General features: G+C 59.1%; 19 protein-coding genes. 13 read left to right on the top strand and 6 right to left on the bottom strand.

The features are described 5' to 3' along the window. The first annotated feature begins 136 nt into the window (after nucleotides 1-136). The 6 genes from HKN37_03615 to HKN37_03590 all read left to right on the top strand — a co-directional run bounded on the left by HKN37_03615 (nucleotide 137) and on the right by HKN37_03590 (nucleotide 5,444). Complete coding sequence (locus HKN37_03615) at nucleotides 137-742, top strand: hypothetical protein (protein NNE45727.1); 606 nt, start codon at nucleotides 137-139, stop codon at nucleotides 740-742. Then, nucleotides 648-941, top strand: coding sequence for a T9SS type A sorting domain-containing protein (locus HKN37_03610; protein NNE45726.1), 294 nt, complete (start codon nucleotides 648-650; stop codon nucleotides 939-941). The genes HKN37_03615 and HKN37_03610 overlap by 95 nt, the downstream gene beginning before the upstream one ends. Before the next feature lie 487 nt (nucleotides 942-1,428). Then, nucleotides 1,429-2,937, top strand: coding sequence for a chromosomal replication initiator protein DnaA (gene dnaA / locus HKN37_03605; GenBank protein NNE45725.1), 1,509 nt, complete (start codon nucleotides 1,429-1,431; stop codon nucleotides 2,935-2,937). Between the two features lie 100 nt (nucleotides 2,938-3,037). Further along, nucleotides 3,038-4,291, top strand: a complete 1,254-nt coding sequence (locus HKN37_03600) for a redoxin domain-containing protein (GenBank protein ID NNE45724.1) — start codon at nucleotides 3,038-3,040, stop codon at nucleotides 4,289-4,291. A gap of 42 nt (nucleotides 4,292-4,333) precedes the next feature. Next, nucleotides 4,334-4,987, top strand: coding sequence for a hypothetical protein (locus HKN37_03595; GenBank protein ID NNE45723.1), 654 nt, complete (start codon nucleotides 4,334-4,336; stop codon nucleotides 4,985-4,987). 61 nt (nucleotides 4,988-5,048) lie between these two features. Beyond that, the gene (locus HKN37_03590; protein NNE45722.1) at nucleotides 5,049-5,444 is read left to right on the top strand and encodes a co-chaperone GroES; all 396 of its coding nucleotides are present in this window, start codon (nucleotides 5,049-5,051) and stop codon (nucleotides 5,442-5,444) included. Here the strand turns inward: HKN37_03590 and HKN37_03585 are convergent. Then, nucleotides 5,441-6,490 (bottom strand): AI-2E family transporter, encoded by a 1,050-nt coding sequence (locus HKN37_03585; protein NNE45721.1) that lies wholly within the window; start codon nucleotides 6,488-6,490, stop codon nucleotides 5,441-5,443. The two genes, HKN37_03590 and HKN37_03585, sit on opposite strands and share 4 nt — an antisense overlap. Before the next feature lie 10 nt (nucleotides 6,491-6,500). Then, complete coding sequence (locus tag HKN37_03580; protein NNE45720.1) at nucleotides 6,501-7,022, bottom strand: cyclic nucleotide-binding domain-containing protein; 522 nt, start codon at nucleotides 7,020-7,022, stop codon at nucleotides 6,501-6,503. 154 nt (nucleotides 7,023-7,176) lie between these two features. Here HKN37_03580 and HKN37_03575 point away from each other — a divergent pair, with 154 nt between their 5' ends. From HKN37_03575 to HKN37_03560, 4 genes are all read left to right on the top strand, one after another. Then, nucleotides 7,177-7,344, top strand: a complete 168-nt coding sequence (locus HKN37_03575) for a hypothetical protein (protein NNE45719.1) — start codon at nucleotides 7,177-7,179, stop codon at nucleotides 7,342-7,344. Between the two features lie 213 nt (nucleotides 7,345-7,557). Continuing rightward, a complete protein-coding gene (locus tag HKN37_03570) occupies nucleotides 7,558-7,980 on the top strand; it encodes a hypothetical protein (protein NNE45718.1) in 423 nt (140 codons plus the stop codon). Nucleotides 7,981-8,184: 204 nt separating this feature from the next. After that, nucleotides 8,185-8,688 (top strand): ATPase, encoded by a 504-nt coding sequence (locus HKN37_03565; protein ID NNE45717.1) that lies wholly within the window; start codon nucleotides 8,185-8,187, stop codon nucleotides 8,686-8,688. A gap of 325 nt (nucleotides 8,689-9,013) precedes the next feature. Continuing rightward, a complete protein-coding gene (locus HKN37_03560; protein ID NNE45716.1) occupies nucleotides 9,014-9,850 on the top strand; it encodes a sterol desaturase family protein in 837 nt (278 codons plus the stop codon). A gap of 233 nt (nucleotides 9,851-10,083) precedes the next feature. Here HKN37_03560 and HKN37_03555 read toward each other — a convergent pair whose 3' ends face one another. Continuing rightward, nucleotides 10,084-10,647 carry a rhodanese-like domain-containing protein gene (locus tag HKN37_03555; protein ID NNE45715.1) on the bottom strand — a complete coding sequence of 188 codons (564 nt, stop codon included), beginning with the start codon at nucleotides 10,645-10,647 and terminating at the stop codon, nucleotides 10,084-10,086. A gap of 215 nt (nucleotides 10,648-10,862) precedes the next feature. On the opposite strand from HKN37_03555, the gene HKN37_03550 reads away from it, so the two are divergent. The 3 genes from HKN37_03550 to HKN37_03540 all read left to right on the top strand — a co-directional run bounded on the left by HKN37_03550 (nucleotide 10,863) and on the right by HKN37_03540 (nucleotide 14,276). Continuing rightward, nucleotides 10,863-11,603, top strand: a complete 741-nt coding sequence (locus HKN37_03550) for a DUF1641 domain-containing protein (GenBank protein ID NNE45714.1) — start codon at nucleotides 10,863-10,865, stop codon at nucleotides 11,601-11,603. Then, nucleotides 11,604-12,809, top strand: a complete 1,206-nt coding sequence (locus HKN37_03545; protein ID NNE45713.1) for an NAD(P)/FAD-dependent oxidoreductase — start codon at nucleotides 11,604-11,606, stop codon at nucleotides 12,807-12,809. It abuts the gene before it with no gap. An 81-nt stretch (nucleotides 12,810-12,890) separates the two neighbouring features. Continuing rightward, nucleotides 12,891-14,276, top strand: a complete 1,386-nt coding sequence (locus tag HKN37_03540) for a hypothetical protein (protein NNE45712.1) — start codon at nucleotides 12,891-12,893, stop codon at nucleotides 14,274-14,276. Nucleotides 14,277-14,482: 206 nt separating this feature from the next. Here HKN37_03540 and HKN37_03535 read toward each other — a convergent pair whose 3' ends face one another. The 3 genes from HKN37_03535 to HKN37_03525 are packed head-to-tail and all read right to left on the bottom strand — an operon-like array spanning nucleotide 14,483 to nucleotide 16,612. Next, the gene (locus HKN37_03535; protein NNE45711.1) at nucleotides 14,483-15,577 is read right to left on the bottom strand and encodes a radical SAM protein; all 1,095 of its coding nucleotides are present in this window, start codon (nucleotides 15,575-15,577) and stop codon (nucleotides 14,483-14,485) included. A gap of 59 nt (nucleotides 15,578-15,636) precedes the next feature. Further along, nucleotides 15,637-16,305: an NUDIX hydrolase gene (locus tag HKN37_03530; GenBank protein NNE45710.1), complete on the bottom strand. Its 669-nt coding sequence runs from the start codon at nucleotides 16,303-16,305 to the stop codon at nucleotides 15,637-15,639. A 31-nt stretch (nucleotides 16,306-16,336) separates the two neighbouring features. After that, nucleotides 16,337-16,612, bottom strand: coding sequence for a hypothetical protein (locus tag HKN37_03525; GenBank protein ID NNE45709.1), 276 nt, complete (start codon nucleotides 16,610-16,612; stop codon nucleotides 16,337-16,339). Nucleotides 16,613-16,828 lie beyond the last annotated feature (216 nt).

The following is a 16,828-nucleotide window of genomic DNA, read 5'->3' as shown; positions in this document are numbered from 1 at the left end:
CGGTGGAAGGCGGATCAACTCGCGAGCGGCCTCTATCTGTACCGCCTCCGCGCCGGCCCGTTCGTCCAGTCCCGCGCCATGATTCTCGTGAAGTGATAAACGACACCTTAACTCCCAGGGACCATCGTGAAATAACGTGTCGCCACGGCTTCTCATAGCGCTCCTATTCTCGGTTCCGACGGGACCGTCGCTGGCACAGACGCCCGGCTCATGCCCGGTAGGCGTCGATTGGGAGCACCGGCCCGCGTACGCTGAGCTTGACGTCGCGAACGTGCGGGCACGTGTCCACAGCAACGGAGCGCTCTTCTGGATCGGGGGCGCACCTGTGTACGAGGTCCCCAGGGGAAGCGGCAAGAATGCCATTTTTGCGTCCAGTGTCTGGATCGGCGGAATGGTCGATGGCGAATTGAGGATGAGCGCCGCAACCTACAGCGACTGGGAGATGTGGCCGGGGCCGCTCAATGACGAGGGCAACCCGCCGTCCGACTGTAGGCAGCATGACCGGGTCTTCAACGTCTATGATGAAGACATCCGGCGATACAACGAAACCGGCGAGGCGACACCCGACATGCTGGACTGGCCATGGGAGTTGGGTGCTCCGGTCTTCGACGGCGATGGCAATCCCGACAACTACGATCTCGCCGCCGGTGATCGGCCGTACAGATGGCAGGAGCGCAGACGAACTACGGGCTCTTGGACATTTCCCGAACCCGGCCACCTCCGGCGCCAGCCTTCGTTTTGATTTAAGGAGGGCTGTCGCCGTTCGCGTAACACTTTATGATGTTCTCGGCAGGGAGGTGAAGCAACTCGCGGGCGGGTTCTTTCGCGCCGGTTCGCACGAAGTGCGCATCGATGCTTCCGAGCTGACAAGCGGAGTGTATACCTACCGGCTGGTCGCGGGGCGCGGCACCGCAACGCGGGCTCTGATCGTGGCGCGTTGACGTCTGCGAAAACATCGGCCAGATTCTCACCTTAACCCTTTGTTTCTGATGAAACTTGGGGGGAACTCGCAGGCGTCGACGAGCCGGCCACCGCTGTGAACAACCTGTGAACAGGCGGGCGGCCTGGCGGCCAGAAACTCCGCGCACCTCGCACGGCTTATCCACACCCGGTCGACGCCTGCCCATAACAAAACGGTAACACCGGTCTCAAATCAATGCTTGGCACCCGATTAGCGGTCGTCGGACCAACGATCTTATCAACATTCGACTCTGGCCCCTTTCTTCAATTTCGCGTTCCAAAAGCGCTTCCGGCCTCGACCTTACAGTGTTGATAACCTGTGGACAACCGTTCACAAGTCCCCCTTTCCCTGTGGGTATTTGGGGGACAGAAAGTCCTTGCAAGCGCACTGGTTTCGCGGCTAGAATGCTTTCCGCAAAAGTGCCGATGAAAGCCTGTGTTGTTGATCCCCCCTTCGTACCACCAAACATGCACCTCACTGCCGAAGAGACGTGGACATCATGTCTGAATAAACTCGCCGACGAACTCGCGCCACAGGTCTACAAGACATGGTTCGAACCCATCAAGCCGATGTCGCTTCAGCGCGCGGGCAGCGGCTACCAGCTTCGCCTCGGCGTTCCCAGTCGCTTCTTCTACGAGTGGCTGGAGAGCCGCTTCAACGTGATCCTCAGCAACACCGTCGATCGCGTTACCGGCACCAGCACCGAGATTTCTTTTCTGATTGACTCGGATCTAGCCGAGCCTGAGACGCCACCTGCCCATATCGATGACCTCAGCGGGCGCACCGCACGACAGGAGACACCTGATCCCCACCGGCAACAGACATCCCATCGCCAGGCGCCTCCTGCCTCTGCGCCCCCATCCACGCGGGCATACAACTCACCTTTCACCCGACAGGCCGACCGGCCGTCTACACGTGACGCTGCGTATCAACAGACACCCGACCTCAATCGCCTCTACACATTTGATCGGTTCATAGAAGGCGACTGCAATCGACTCGCACGCAGTGCCGCTCTTGCCATCGGAGAGCGGCCCGGCGAGACAAGCTTTAACCCCTTCCTTGTCTACGGCGGCGCAGGGCTGGGCAAGACTCACCTGATCCAGGCTATCGGAAACTATGCCGCGGGCAACGGTTTCGGGAACGGCACGCTGTACATCTCCAGCGAGAGATTCACGTCGATGTTTGTGCAGGCCATCCAGCAGAATCGTATCGCGGAGTTTGCCCGGCGCTTCCGCGAAGTCAGGATGCTCATTATGGACGATGTTCAGTTCTTCAACGGCAAGGAGAAGACACAGGAAGAATTCTTCCACATCTTCAATGAGTTGCACCAGAACCGGTGCCAGATCGTTCTTTCGTGCGACCGGCCACCCAAAGACATCGTCGGCATCGAGGAGCGCTTGTTGTCGCGCTTCCACTGGGGTCTTGTGGCGGACGTCCAGCCTCCGGATCTCGAAACGCGCATCGCGATACTCCGGCGAAAGGCCCAGGCCGAAAGCGTGACGCTTGAAACCGGCGTGGCCGAGTTCATCGCGGAAAGAATCAAGACCAACATCCGAAAACTCGAGGGCGCGCTGATCCGCCTGACTGCTCACGCGAGTCTCCACAACAACCCGCGGATTGACCTGCCCTTTGCACGCGATGTTCTCGACGATCTCCTTGATGAGAAGCCTACACGCCTCGATATCGAGGATATCAAGCGCCAGGTCGCGCTGTACTACAACGTGCCGCTGGACCTCCTCTCCGCGAAGACGAGACGGCGTGAGGTTGTGCAGGCCAGACACATGGCCATGTTTTTCTGCAAGCAGCTCACGGCCCAGCCCCTCAAAACGATCGGCCTTCGGTTTGGCGGGCGCGATCACTCAACGGTAATCCATGCGTGCCGGGCGGTAGGAGATCGTTTCGACACCGACATGCCGTTCCGAAAGGAGCTCGATGAGGTCCGTTCGAAGCTGGAATCCCAGTTTCTGCCGAATTAGCGGCGGCAATATCTCGCGCGCGTCGGTCGGCTTGATGGATCCGCATATTTCGGCGGGCGTATCCAGCTTTTGATCCACACCCCGATCGACCCGAAAGACCATGCGGGCCCAAGCCCTCACCCTTGCCGCGCTGGTCTTGCTGCTTCAGTCTGTGGCGTGCCGGCAGCATCCGCTGCCACAGGTGGACCCCACCCCCATTGGCGTGTGGCGTGTCGGCCTGAACTCACCCGGTGGAGAACTACCCTTCTTTCTCGAGTTGAGCCGTGAGGCCGGTCACATCACTGCGACGCTGATCAACGGAGCCGAGCGCGTTATCACTTCCGACGTTGCCACCAGTGGCCGGGATCTGGTCATAGACTTCCGCGCCTTCAATTCGAGAATCAGCGCGTCTTTAGAAAATGGCTTTCTCGTCGGCGCATTGTCCGTTGTCAAGAGCGGGGGTGGGCGCCAGATGATGCCCCTTCGCGCCGTTAAGGGACAGCCGGAGCGATTCTCTCCTCTGGGCGAGCCTGCTGCTGTAGATATCACGGGGCGATGGGGGGTTGCGTTTCGCCAGGTCGATGGAACCATCACACCCGCGGTGGGAGAATTCAAGCAGTCCGGTTCCAAGCTGACGGGCACCTTCCTCACGCCATCGGGCGACTATCGATTCCTGGAAGGCGACGTGGCGGGATCGCGCGTGCGACTCTCCACATTCGACGGTTACCATGCGTTTCTGTTTGACGCCCGGGTCGACAACGATGGTGTCATGCGTGGCGATTTCTGGTCGGGCACCGAGTGGCATGAAACCTGGGAGGCCGTTCGCGACGAATCAGCGTCTCTCACCAGTCCGGATGCCCTGACTTATCTCAAGCCCGGCGCCCGGGCGTTTACGTTTGCGTTTCCGGATACGACGGGTGAGCTCGTGTCGCTTGCTGATTCGGCATTCGTAAACAAGGTTGTGATTGTGACGATCGCGGGCACCTGGTGTCCAAACTGCCACGACGAGGCTGCCTTTCTGGCCCGTTTCTATCGGGAGAACCGTGAGCGCGGCGTCGAGGTTGTGGCGCTCCTGTATGAGCACCTGGACGACTTCGATTCGGCAGTAGCCCAGGCACGCGAATTTGCCCGAAGACACCGCATCGAGTACCCCCTGCTGATTGCCGGCACATCTGAGAAAGGTGAGGCGCAAAAAACACTCCCGATGCTGAACCATATTATGGCCTATCCGACCACGGTGTTCATTGATCGCCAGGGTGCGGTCAGGAAAATCCACACCGGCTTCACCGGACCGGGCACGGGCGGTCATTATTTGGAACTCATCAAGGAATATTCGGATTATGTCGACTTCTTGCTTGCCGAGAAACCCGCGTAATCGCGTTCTGCTGTTCACCAATCTCGCACGGAGATATTGAAAATGGCTTCGAAAGTCCTCCGCTACGAAGGAGAAGACATTACCATCGCCTACGATGTGGGACGATGCATACATGCGGCCGAGTGCGCCGAAGGGCTTCCTGCCGTTTTTGATCCTCAGCGCAAGCCGTGGATCGATCCGGATGGCGCACGTCCTGACCGAATCGCTGTTGTCATTCATCGTTGTCCGTCTGGTGCTCTGACCTATGAGCGGCTCGATGGAGGAGCCGGGGAGCCGATTCCTGAGGAGAACGTCGTCAGGGTCGATGAAGATGGACCCCTGTGCCTGACTGGTGACATCGAGCTCAAGGGGCCGGACGGCTCGTTGATCTCAACCGAGACGCGGCTTACGCTCTGCCGGTGCGGACATTCAAACAACAAGCCCTTCTGCGACAACAGCCACAAGGAAGCGGGCTTTATCGACGACGGATCGCTTGGACAGGGAGGTGTCAAGATTGCACCCGGCCTGTCCGACAGCATCATGTCGGTGAAGTTGAACAAGAACGGGTCGTTCGTTCTGGCCGGCGAATTTCGAATCGAAGGATCGGACGGAGAGGAGGGGCGCGGTACTCACGCCGTGCTCTGCCGTTGCGGCCATTCAAACAACAAGCCCTTCTGCGACGGAACCCATCGCGCGGTTGATTTCGTTTCAGAGTGATCCGGCAGATGCCCGCAGGGCTTACGCCTGCGCCGGGCACTTGCACCCAGACGGCCCTGACATGGGACAACTCATCATTACGGGAGATCGCGTGCTCATCGAGCCGCACGACGGCGAGAAGCAAACCGAGTCGGGTCTTGTACTTCCCGCCACCGTCGCCGAGCGCGACAAAGTCGGCAGCGGGCGCGTGATTCGCGTGGGCCCGGGATATCTGACGGCGAATCCCGAATACTCGGAGGGCGAGCCCTGGGCGGCGAATCGCGAGTCCGTTCGCTACCTGCCCCTGCAAGCCCAGCCGGGAGATTTTGCGTTCTTTGTTCGCAAAGAGGCGGTCGAGATCTCATACAGAAACAAGAACTACGTGATCGTCCACCACTCCGCGATTCTCGCGCTCGAACGTCCGAGTCCGGACGACATTCTCAGCAACATCGAGGATATTCTCGAGGACGAGGACTAGGCGCTCTGCCCGGTCAGGCGAAACCTCCGCAGGTTGCCAAACACCTCGGCGATGATGACCTTCGCCATCGACGCCACCGGCACGGCCAGCAACAATCCCCACAGCCCGAAGAGCTGGCCTCCCACTATCACGGCCAGCAGGATTCCGAGCGGATGCATTTCGACGTTCCTCGAAAGGACAAACGGCTGCACGAGCATGTTGTCTATGGCCTGGATCACCGCGAACGACCCCGCAATCCACGCCGCATCTTCCAGCGAGCCCGTCGTCAAAGACGACACGATGATGGCCGCCACGGCGCCCGCCACCGGCCCGAGGTATGGCACCATGTTGGCGAGGCCCGCGAAGACACCGACTATCAGGTAGTAGTCGACTCCGATTGCCCACAGTGCAACACTGGCCAGTATCGCAACAACAAGTGCAGCGGTCGCCTGCCCTCGTAGATACGCCCCAAGCTTGATACTGCTCTTGTGAATCACCGACAGGCTGAATTCGAAGTACCGGTTGGGCAACCAGCTGATGAACGTCTTCTTCATTTCGACGCCGTCCCGCAGCAGAAAGAACATGATGAAGGGCACGATCAGTATGTCCGTGACCAGTGACAGGGCGTTCGGTATGAGTTTGAGCAGGTTGGCAGACTGTTGAGCAAGCCAGTCGTGTGCAACGGTCGGAACGTCTATTGCGCCTGCGCCAAACCGACTCAGGAAGCCGTTGATGAGCCAGTCAATGTCGTAGAGGAGTCGATCGATATCCGTCGCATCGAAACCCTCCTGAAGGCCCGCCGCCTGCTCGAATACGATTGGAGACAGCGCATACACCAGTGCCAAAAGAAGGAGTACGAGGCTGGAGAATATCAGGATCGTTGCAAGGCCCCTGGTCAGTCCTCTCGCCTCGAGCGAGCGTGCGACAGGATCGAGCAGGTATGCAAGGAGGCCGCCTACGATCAGTAGGCGAACAACGTGGCCGAGACCGCTCAAGACGTATATCACGCCGGCCACGAGAACCGCGATCAGGAAGAGCCGTGCCCAGGCCGGGGCTTTGTGTATCATCCTGCTGGCCCTACGTGCGTGCTTCCGCGCCCTCGACGGGCGGCAGTGCGCGCTGACATTCGCGGAGTTTACCCTCGGTTCGCAAGAGACGCTCGCCCGCGATTTCCGCCAGGCCGCGGAGCACGATAACGCCGATCCGCGGCTGCCTCTCCAGAATCGACAGCAGGTCGGGTTGAAAGAACCCGAAGAGCGTCGTGGATTCAGCGGCAACGGCCGTCGCGCTGCGAGGCCTTTCGTTGAGTAGCGCGATTTCGCCGAAGAAATCTCCTTCTCCCAGCTCCGCAATCGGTGTGTCGTCCGGTTCCTGAGAGATGGTGACACGGCCGCGCGCGATGATGTACATCCCCACCCCGGGGTCGCCCTGACGGAAGATTACTTCTCCCGGTGTGTACCGGCGCGTGTGGAGGATCTTCTCCACTGATTGCAGCTGCCGCCTGGAAAGCCGCGCAAAGATCGGGACGGTCTTCAGCACAGCAAGGGGATCGTTCGGTCCCGCATCGCTCCTGAAAATGTTTCCCCAGATTGTGTCCATAATCGTCCAGTTGGTAACAAAAAAGTACAGCTTTCAACGTGATCGCGCACGAGCGCATGATTGACATTCTTGACTGTCATCCAAAAGACCGGTTCATTGGGAAAGCCCGGGCGCAATTCCCCGCCTCCGATCCGACCACTACCCCATTGCCGATATGCAGGATATCCTCTTTGGATTTTTGTTGCTGAGCCTGGCTGTTCTGCTGTTCGTGAGCGTCGTTCTCGAATGGGGAACTGTCCTGGTCAGCCTGCTCGGCGTGGCGTTTCTGGGCGTGGTTTTTGTCTGGATGGCCGTTACCGGTGACAGGCGGCGAAAACGGTAGCCCGGGGTCGCGAGCCGTGCTTCCGGTTCCTTTCGGGCGTTTCCCTCTCGATGGCGTCCTCCTTTTGCCTGCGACACGACTATCCAATTCACGGTGGGGCAAGTTGAATCTCAGGCTCCCGTCGGATACATTCGAAAGCCGGGGCCCGGTGCGTCCACGCGGGTCATGCGGGCGTGTTTTCATTGGTTTATTGTTCACAGGAGGTGATCAGATATGCGTGTGGTCCCCCTTTTCTTCATCGCGCTGATTGTAACGGCGGTTGCTACTCAGGCCCAGTCCAATCCTCTTGTCGGAACGTGGGAGATGGTAAGCCAGCGATCGATCTATCCCGACACCACCATCGACCGGGGCCGGTATCTGGGACCGTCGTACAAGATGCTCAATGACACGCATTTCGCTTTTGGGCGCCAACAGATCATCAACGGTGTCGTGGAGGATGATGTCTATGCCGGTGGCGGCCGCTACGAATTTGATGGCGCCAGCACCTACATCGAGTACATCGAGTACCACGAATCCGCGCCCAACGTCGGACTGACGGTCAAGTTCAACGCTCGGCTGGTGGGTGACAGCCTGTGGTATCACACAGGCCAGATTGGCCAGATGAGGTTGGAGGAAGTGTGGCGCAGGGTGAAGTAGATCTGCGGGGCCGGGTCAGGGACAGGTCGGCGCCACGTATTGTCAGATGGCGGGGCGCCCGCGAGCAAAATCTCCCGGTAATCACGGATGCGCGCGCCAGCTCGACATGCGGGGACAGTATTCCCTGGACGCTCTCTAGCACTGGTTCTGTTGCGTGGTCCCGATATGTTCTGTGAGAGAGTATTCTTAATGTGAGGTGAATGGATGTACAAGGGTGTATTCGGAAGGAAGGATCGCCTCGTCCGAGAAAAGAGGCACGACGTATACAGAGTTGACAAGAAGCTCCGCGAACCCAGTGCCTGCCGGGAATGCGGGGCTGTTTTTACGGACGGCCGTTGGTCATGGGGCGATCCCGCTGAGACCACGACTACAACGACTTGTCCGTCGTGCCAGCGTATTGCGGACAATGTACCCGCAGGCATCTTGAAGTTGTCCGGCTCCTTCCTTGCTGATCATCACAGTGAGATCGTCGGCCTTATTCACAACGTGGAAGCGCTGGAAAAAGGCGAGCATCCTCTGGAACGCATCATGGCCATCACGGATGTCCCCGGCGGCCTGGAGATCACAACGACTGGCGTCCACGTGGCGCGGCGGATCGGCGACGCCCTTGGCCGATCGTATCAGGGCGACCTCAACTTTACGTACGGTGACGGAGAGAAGTCGATCAAGGTCTCGTGGAGCCGGGACGTGGTCGCGGCTGCCCGGTGAGCCGGGCCGAAAACGGCCGGGCTGGCTCGCCGCAGTAGAAAGACAGGTCGCGATGGAAAAAGCGAAGGCCCGGGTTCCACCAAACCCGGGCCTTCAAAGTCTAGATTCGGCCACCACTCCGAACCTAGTCCACCCAATGTCAGACGTGCATGACTAGAAGTGCACCCATAAAGAGACGGTGGGCGGTTCGGCTTTCAGGACGGCGGACGGATTTTTTCCTGCTGCGAACTGACCCGATCGCCACACTCTTGCCCCGTTGGCATATGTCGGGCGAGAAACCTTCCTCTGTAGCGGGGGTCGCACTCTTTCAATAAACGTGCGCGACATGCAAGTTGTCATCTCACAGATCAGCGAGGCCCAGATTCTAGTCTACGTCATCGGCCTGGTTCTATTTCTGGCATGGGAGAGCCTGCACCCTTTCTTTTCTTTCTTCCGCTCTTCCGGCCGCGTGCGCGCCTCGCACATAATCAAGAATCTTGTTCTGGGCGCCATCAACTCGCTGGTCATCGCCCTGGCTTTCGTCGCCATGTGGGTAGCGGCGTCCATCTGGGCCGAGGAGCATTCCTGGGGTCTGCTCAACCAGCTTTCGTTGATCGGCTTGCCGCCGTGGGCGCATGCGATCGGAGCCGTGCTTCTTTTCGACGCATGGACTTACACGTGGCACCGGCTCAACCACCGCATCCCCTTCCTGTGGCGCTTTCACCGCGTACACCACTCGGATACAAAAATGGATGTCTCAACGGCCGGCCGCTTCCATGTCGGAGAGATTATCCTGTCGTCTGCGTTGCGGATTCCCCTTATCGTTCTGCTCGGCGTATATGCCTGGGAGTTGCTTCTCTACGAAACCATCATGTTTGGCGTGGTGCAGTTCCATCACGCAAACATTGGGGTCCCCCCACGACTTGACCGAATTCTCCGGACCGTGATTGTCACGCCGGCCATGCACAAGGTCCATCACTCGCGCTTGATGGTGGAAACGGACTCGAATTACAGTGCCCTGTTTTCGTTCTGGGATCGGGCGGCCCGGTCGTTCCGGCTTCGCCCCGATCCTCATGAGATCGAGTTCGGCCTTGACCAGTTCGCAGGTCCTGAGGCGGACTCGCTCGCCGCTCTGATCAAGATGCCCCTTGTGCGGTCAGACCGTAGCGCTCCAGGATCCTGATCCGTAATCGCTCGACTCGCCCGATCCGTACGACCATGCATCCGGCTGAGAGCCGGCATGGGAGTGAAGTAGTTGCTTCCCGGGTCGAGTCGGCGGCTATGCACCTGTAAGAATCTGCATCGCCCCGCTGCAATCGAACTCTCCGATACCCGGCGGCGCGTATAGGTCGTGGTCCTCGTGGCAGAATGAGTCGACTCCTGCTCGTGTCTGAGCAGGCCGGAGACCGCGTCCGCCTACTTCGGCCTTTCCGAGCGAAGGTCTGCACGAAGAAGCTTGCCCCAGGACTCGTTGTAGGGGTGAACTTCTCTGACCGTCGTTCCGTCACGCACGACCGCGCGCCCCTCATTTGCCCACTTGAAAATCGAACCCTCCAGGTTGCGCACGTCCTGGCAGCCCGCCCTGAGGAGTCGCCTGGCTACGCCGGACGAACGATAGCCAACCGAGCAATACGTAATGATCGGGCCCACCCGATCCGCGATCTTCGCAAGGTTGTCATCACTTGTGTCGGGATCGAGCCGAACGGCGCCCTCCAGATGGCTTACTGCGAACTCGTTCTCCCTGCGAGTATCCAGTAGCAGGACCGCCCCTTCAGCCGACGACTCGAGAATGCGCGAAAGATCCCCGGTCGACACCTGCTTCACCTCGGGGAACGTCGTTCTGATAAACCTTTGCAGGGCGAACCATCGAAATGCCCGGAAGGGGTTTGCTATCGCTTTCATGTGCTCGACAGGTTCGCCATTGGTGCCGCCTTGCTGCCAGAATGATACCGCTCGATCCTCAACGATCCTCAACTGCATCTGTTCGGTTGCTTACGTGGGTCGGGACTTTCGGAAGATGTGTAGGGTGGCCCACTACGCTCTCGAGAGGAGTAACCGCACCGTCCTGTAGGGAGTGAGACTTCAAGTTCGCGACACTCCAGTCCCGATACTTTCCCGGTTCGCGCTCAAGCTGATGCAACACCCTGTTTTGCAGGACAAAACGCCTGCGTATCACGACAGAAAGGTCAATGAATATGTCTGAATCTCGCGGCATCGCGATGTTGCAGGAGCGGATCAACGAGCCGGAAACCGCCGAGCGGCTGAGCCGGCTTCTGGACCGCCTGGAGTCTGTAGAAAACACGTTGAACCGGGTTGAACAGGCCGTCGCCCAGGGTCCCGCACTCGTTAGCTCGTTCGCTGACATCGCCGACGACGTAGCCGATCGGGCCCACGAGTCCGGCATTGACATTGACGAAAGGGTCCGGGTGTCTCTCGCCCTGGTCGAAAAACTCACCGAGCCGGCCACGGTCGCGGCCATCACTGGCCTGCTCGAGCGCATGGACAAGATCGCCGAGTTGGCCTCGCTCCTCGACGACCTGCCCGGGTTCATCTCGATGATGGTGGATGCTGTTGATGAGATCTACCAGGGTGCCGAAGCGGTCGGGATCAGTATCGACGCCCGGGTGCGAAGCACGTTCGCCCTGGGAGAGAAGCTTACCGCCCCCGCCACCGTTGATGCCCTTGACCAGGTTCTTGATGCTGACGCTGTCGGCTTTGTCGGCATGTTGGGAAGCACTCTCGCGCGTTGTCAGAAGGAATGCCTCTCGCGAGATGAGCCCTACAGCGCGACAGCGTGGGAGCTCATCCGAACCTCGCGCGATCCGGACGCCAGGCGCGCTCTCGGTTTCCTTGTGACTTTCGGAAAGATGTTCGGTCAGGGGATGGCCGAGCGACATGCCTTCTTAGCCAGTGAACGACAAAACAACGGAAAGTAGATGAGCGAAAAGTATCAGGTGATTATCGTCGGCGGCGGTACGGCCGGCATCACAGTCGCAGCCCGACTTCGAGAGCTGGCAGACGGTCCTTCCGTCGCCCTCATCGAGCCGTCCGACAAGCACTACTACCAACCCATCTGGACGCTCGTTGGCGCGGGCGTCTTTCCGAAAGAGATCTCCGTCCGATCTGAAGCGGATTACGTCCCCGACGGTGTGACCTGGATCAAGGACTATGTCGTCAGCTTTGATCCGGACAAGAACACCGTCACAACAAAGGGCGGCAAGACCTTGGGATACGATGCACTCGTCGTGTGTCCCGGAATACAACTGGATTGGAACAAGATCCCGGGCCTGGCCGAAACGATTGGCAAGAACGGCGTCTGCAGCAACTACGGCTTCGATCGAGCGGAATACACGTGGGAAGTGCTGAGCAAGTTCAAGGGCGGTCGCGCCCTCTTTACGCAGCCCAACACCCCGGTCAAGTGTGGCGGCGCCCCTCAAAAGATCATGTACCTGGTGGCCGACTATCTGCGGCTGAACGGCAAACTGCAAGACACTGATATCCAGTTCATGTCGCCCGGCACGGTTGTCTTCGGTGTAAAGGAATTCGAGCGCACGCTCAAGAAGATTATTGCGCGCTACGGTATCACCTTCAACACCCGCCACGAACTGGTCGAGGTGCGCGGAGATCAGAAAGAAGCCGTCATTCGCGTGCGAAATGAGGACGACGAAGTTGTCGAAGACAAGGTGTATCCGTTTGACATGATGCACGTTGTGCCGCCACAGAGCGCGCCCGACTTCATTAAGGATAGTCCCCTGGCTAATGTCGACGGATGGGTCGATGTGAGTCGGGATACGCTGCAGCACAACAAGTATCCGAATGTGTTTGGGCTTGGCGACGCCACGTCAACACCCAATGCGAAGACCGGAGCCGCTGTCCGCAAGCAGGCGCCCATTGTAGTCCACCACTTGATGCAGGTGCTGCGAGACGGTGCGATCTCCGACGGAATGGTCTACGACGGCTATTCGTCCTGCCCTCTCGTGACAGGGTTCGGCCGACTCGTTCTCGCAGAGTTCGATTACGACAACCGCCCGCTTCCGTCTTTCCCGTTCGACACGACGCGAGAGCGGTATTCCATGTATGCGTTGAAGCTCTACGTACTCCCACAGCTTTACTGGAACGGCATGTTGCGGGGCAGGGCATGATCGCGATAGCCGCGAACGACACCTGCCCGCAGCAGCCCAAGAACCAATCGATTGCCCCAAGAAACCAACGACCCAGTCGTCATGAATACTAAATCCTTATCCCTCCTGACTGCGGTGCTCCTATTGCTCGCGGGAAGTTTCACAACGGTTATGGCCCAGAGTGGTCACGTCCTCAACGGTGTTGGACCGATTGACCAGGCGATGGCCGGTGCCGGTATGGCTGCTCCTCAAGATGCGCTTGTGCCGGTACACTGGAATCCGGCAGCGATCGCCATGTCGAAGGAAAGCCGCTTCGATCTGAGTATTCAGTTCTTGCAGCCAACTGGAAGCATTGAGTCCTCGGTGAACCAGGGGGCATTCGGACCGGCACCGTCGCCGCCGTTCCCTCCCGGTACCCCGCTGCCGCCTGCTGCCATGTCGGGCTCAACGGACAGCGATGCGGGCCCTTTCCCGATTCCGGCGCTAGGCTACGTTCGCGTGATGCCAGAGTCGAATCTGACTTTTGGACTCGGTGCGATGTTTGTCGGTGGCTTCGGTGTCGACTATGAGGCTTCTCCGTCTCCCTTCAACCAGGATGGCAGCTTCAATCCGAACGTCAACCCGATTCTGACGCCGCAACAGGCTCAAGGGGGCCTCGGGTTCGGAGCGATCAAATCGGAGTTCGCGTTGCTGCAGGTGAATCCGACGATTGCGTACAAGCTCTCGGAACAGGTTGCTATCGGCTTCGCCCCGACGATCAACTATGCACTGCTCCAGGTATCCCCGTTTCCCGCTGCGCCGCCCGACATGGCGACCGGGCTCTACCCGGATGGGCCACGAACCGGCGCTCTGGGATTTGGCTTCCAGGTGGGCGTCCATGCCGAGGGCGCAAGCGGCCTGAGTGCAGGTCTGTCTATCAAGAGCCCCCAGTGGTTCCAGGACTTTGAGTTTACGTCCGAGGAGATCACCGCTGGCTCCGAATTCGCGTTCAACCTCGACTACCCGATGATCATATCGGGCGGACTCGCTTACACGGGCGTAGAGAATCTGCTGCTCGCCGCCGATGTTCGATACATCGATTTTTCGAATACGGACGGATTCAAGGACAGTGGCTACAACAACATGAATGCTGTCGCCGGCTTTGGCTGGGAGAGCATTATTGTCGCGGCGCTGGGCATCCAGTACGAAGTGGCCGACGGCTATCCGGTGCGCTTCGGGTATTCGTTCAACGAGAACCCCCTGCCCGATGATCTGGCGTTCTTCAATACGCCGGCCAACGCCCTCATCCAACACCGTATCGCTGGCGGAGTTGGTGTCAGGATCAGTGACCGCGTCAACGCCAACGTCGCCGTTCAGTATGGCCTCGAGAACTCCGGAGAGGGCCCGTGGGTCTTCCCGGCCGCTATGGGTGGCTCAAACCCGGGAACGTCCGTCAAGAACACGCTGTCGACGCTGACGTTTATCGCAGGCGCGAGCATCATTCTGTAAACACCAACCGAAAACGGTCTGGAAGGGCTCTCGCTTATGGCGGGAGCCCTTTCTTTTCCCGACAATGACTGGCAAGAAGATTCTGAAGCTGCTGCTCGTCTGTACGATGTGCCTCGCCCTCATCGCGGGCGCCGTTCTCCTGGTCCAGTGGTTGGCGGCGTGAGCCGTCTTGCCGCACGCCGACCCGTTTTTCGAACTCAGCGTTGCTATGTGTCGCTGCGCGCCGGCCGCCCAAGAATCGGCAGCTCAATCACTTCCGACGAGCCGTCACCAGAAAAAGTGCCTGGCGCCGGGTCGCTGCTCCACTCCGGCAGGAGCGCTGCGCCTGTGCCCGCTCGCGACCGCATGCGCTGCACCACGAACTTTGTCCAGCCGTATCCAATCTTCGACGGCATGCTCTGCCAGAAGTAACGGCTGCCAGGTGACCGCGAAAAACTCGGCTCGAAGTAGCAGTTTATCGTACAGCCCCTGCACACCTCATGCCGCCCTTCGAGGGCCCGATGCCCGTCGACCGTGTCCGAGCGCCACAGGTCGTACAGCTTGCCCTCGATCGGCACCTTCTCCAGGCCATAGTGGTAGCATGGAAGCACGAGTTCATTAGACGGCGATATCACAACCGTCGACGACACAGCCTTGCAGGTCGGCTTGTCCGGGTCGTTCCCCCCTTTCTTTCGGAGCGTCAGGAATGCCGGATTCAGATAGGTGTACGGCTTGCGTCCGAACTCCTCCATCAGCCGCATGACGTCTTCGGACAATTGCTCGCCCAGCGAGTTGTACTCGAAAAGCGGATTCAGAATGAGGACCAGCTTGTTCGGAAGCGCGAGCTCTTCATAGATCTTCCGTATCTCCCCATAGTTGTCGTTCGTCACGGTCAGCAGGAGGTCCGGCGACTCGCCCAGGGACATCGCGACATCAATGGATTCCATGAGCTTGTCGAAGCACTTCACTCCGCGAGAGCGATCATGGTCGGCCGCATTCGACGAGTCAATCGAAAAATGCAGCAGGTCGATCTTGCCGGACAGCGCTTCTGCCCGTTTCGGATAAAGCAGTCCGTTGGTCGTGACGGTCGTCAGGAATCCGCGGTCCTTCGCCATCTCCAGCAACTGGTCGAGATGTCGATGTAGAAGCGGCTCGCCTCCCGTGAAGTCGATGAAGCGGACGCCCAGTCGTCTCAGATCGTCAAGGTTTGTCTCCGCATCCGACAGCGATATCATCGGGGATGGCTGTTCCCAGATATCGCAGAATCCGCACCGCGCATTGCAGCGGTACGTTACGTAGTAGTTGCAGAGAACCGGACCCATCTGGCTTTGCGCTTGATTAACATGTTCAAAAGGTACGGCCGGCTCCCGGCGTCAAGGACCTAATTTTGCGCCAATGCCTGCGAGGGGTTCAGGCCTTTCAGAAGATCTCTGAGCACAGGATAGGCCAGTTTCTTCTTTGCATCGCCCCACGACATCCATATTACTTTTTCGATCTGTTCTTCAGCCTGGGGAGTGAACCGGGTCGCACCGGTCGTCATCCAGAACCAGTGCGTCGTCTTGATCTGGTACGACCTGCTGCGCGTGTAGCCATGGAGTGTCTCGCCGGCCCGACTGACGATCGTCGCTTCATCGATACCAAGCTCTTCGCACACCTCGCGTCTTGCGCATGTTTCAATGGACTCTCCGTTATCCCGTTTCCCCTTCGGCAGATCCCACACTCCCCGGCGGTGGATCACGATGACCTTGTTCTTCCTTTTGACTTGTTTCACGACCAGGCCGCCGCCTGCCACGACGTCGACCAGCGGAAGGTAGGGATTGAGATTTCGAAAGGACGACAACCGAACCTGTGGTGCGAGGACGGTCGTGTCTTTGATCGTGCAACCCGCCAGGTCCGCTTTTTCCAGTTCAACCGCCAGGATCTTGCCCCCGCAATCTCGTGTGGCTCCGGCGAGCGTTCGATACAACTTATGGCCGAGACCAGAAAACCTCAGTCCGTACTTCTGGATCTCCGATAATGACGCGTCGCGCGCGCACGCAAAGAGAATCATTGATAGCCCGTGATGCAGAGTGACCGCTTTCCTAGCCGCGTCTCGACTTCAACGCCCTTTCTTTGGCCGTGGTTCGTGGTGATCCCTTCCTCTGCGCCTTCCGGTCGGCGGAGTCCACGACGAGCTGGCCTCGGTGCCTGTCCTTCTCCACGCTCATCGCTTTTGCTGCCATGGCCAGCAGTTCGCGCGATTCCGGGTCCCGCACGAGGACGGCGGTGACTTCTGCGCGCTCGTCGCCAGACAGCTGATTCGAGAGGTAGGCCACAAGTGTTGTTACGTCCAGAGTGCGCTTGCTCTGTTTCATCATGGCAGTGGGCTGTGCATGACCGTGAGCCGGCGTGGGTGCTGCCGGTACTCTGAAGAATCGACCGGGAAGCCGATTCATAAAGTCATGCGGTGGTGGGGTGTAGGAATATTGACGACGCTGCTGCCCGAATGTTCTGCCGCTGAGCGAGCGCCGTTGCCCCTGTCGTCGTCAGCTCCGCGCACGGGCCGCATGCCGTTTCTTTCATAGTTTTGGGAG

The sequence above is a fragment of the Rhodothermales bacterium genome (assembly GCA_013002345.1).
GTDB lineage: Bacteria > Bacteroidota > Rhodothermia > Rhodothermales > JABDKH01 > JABDKH01.
This window is presented reverse-complemented; position numbering and strand designations above follow the sequence as displayed.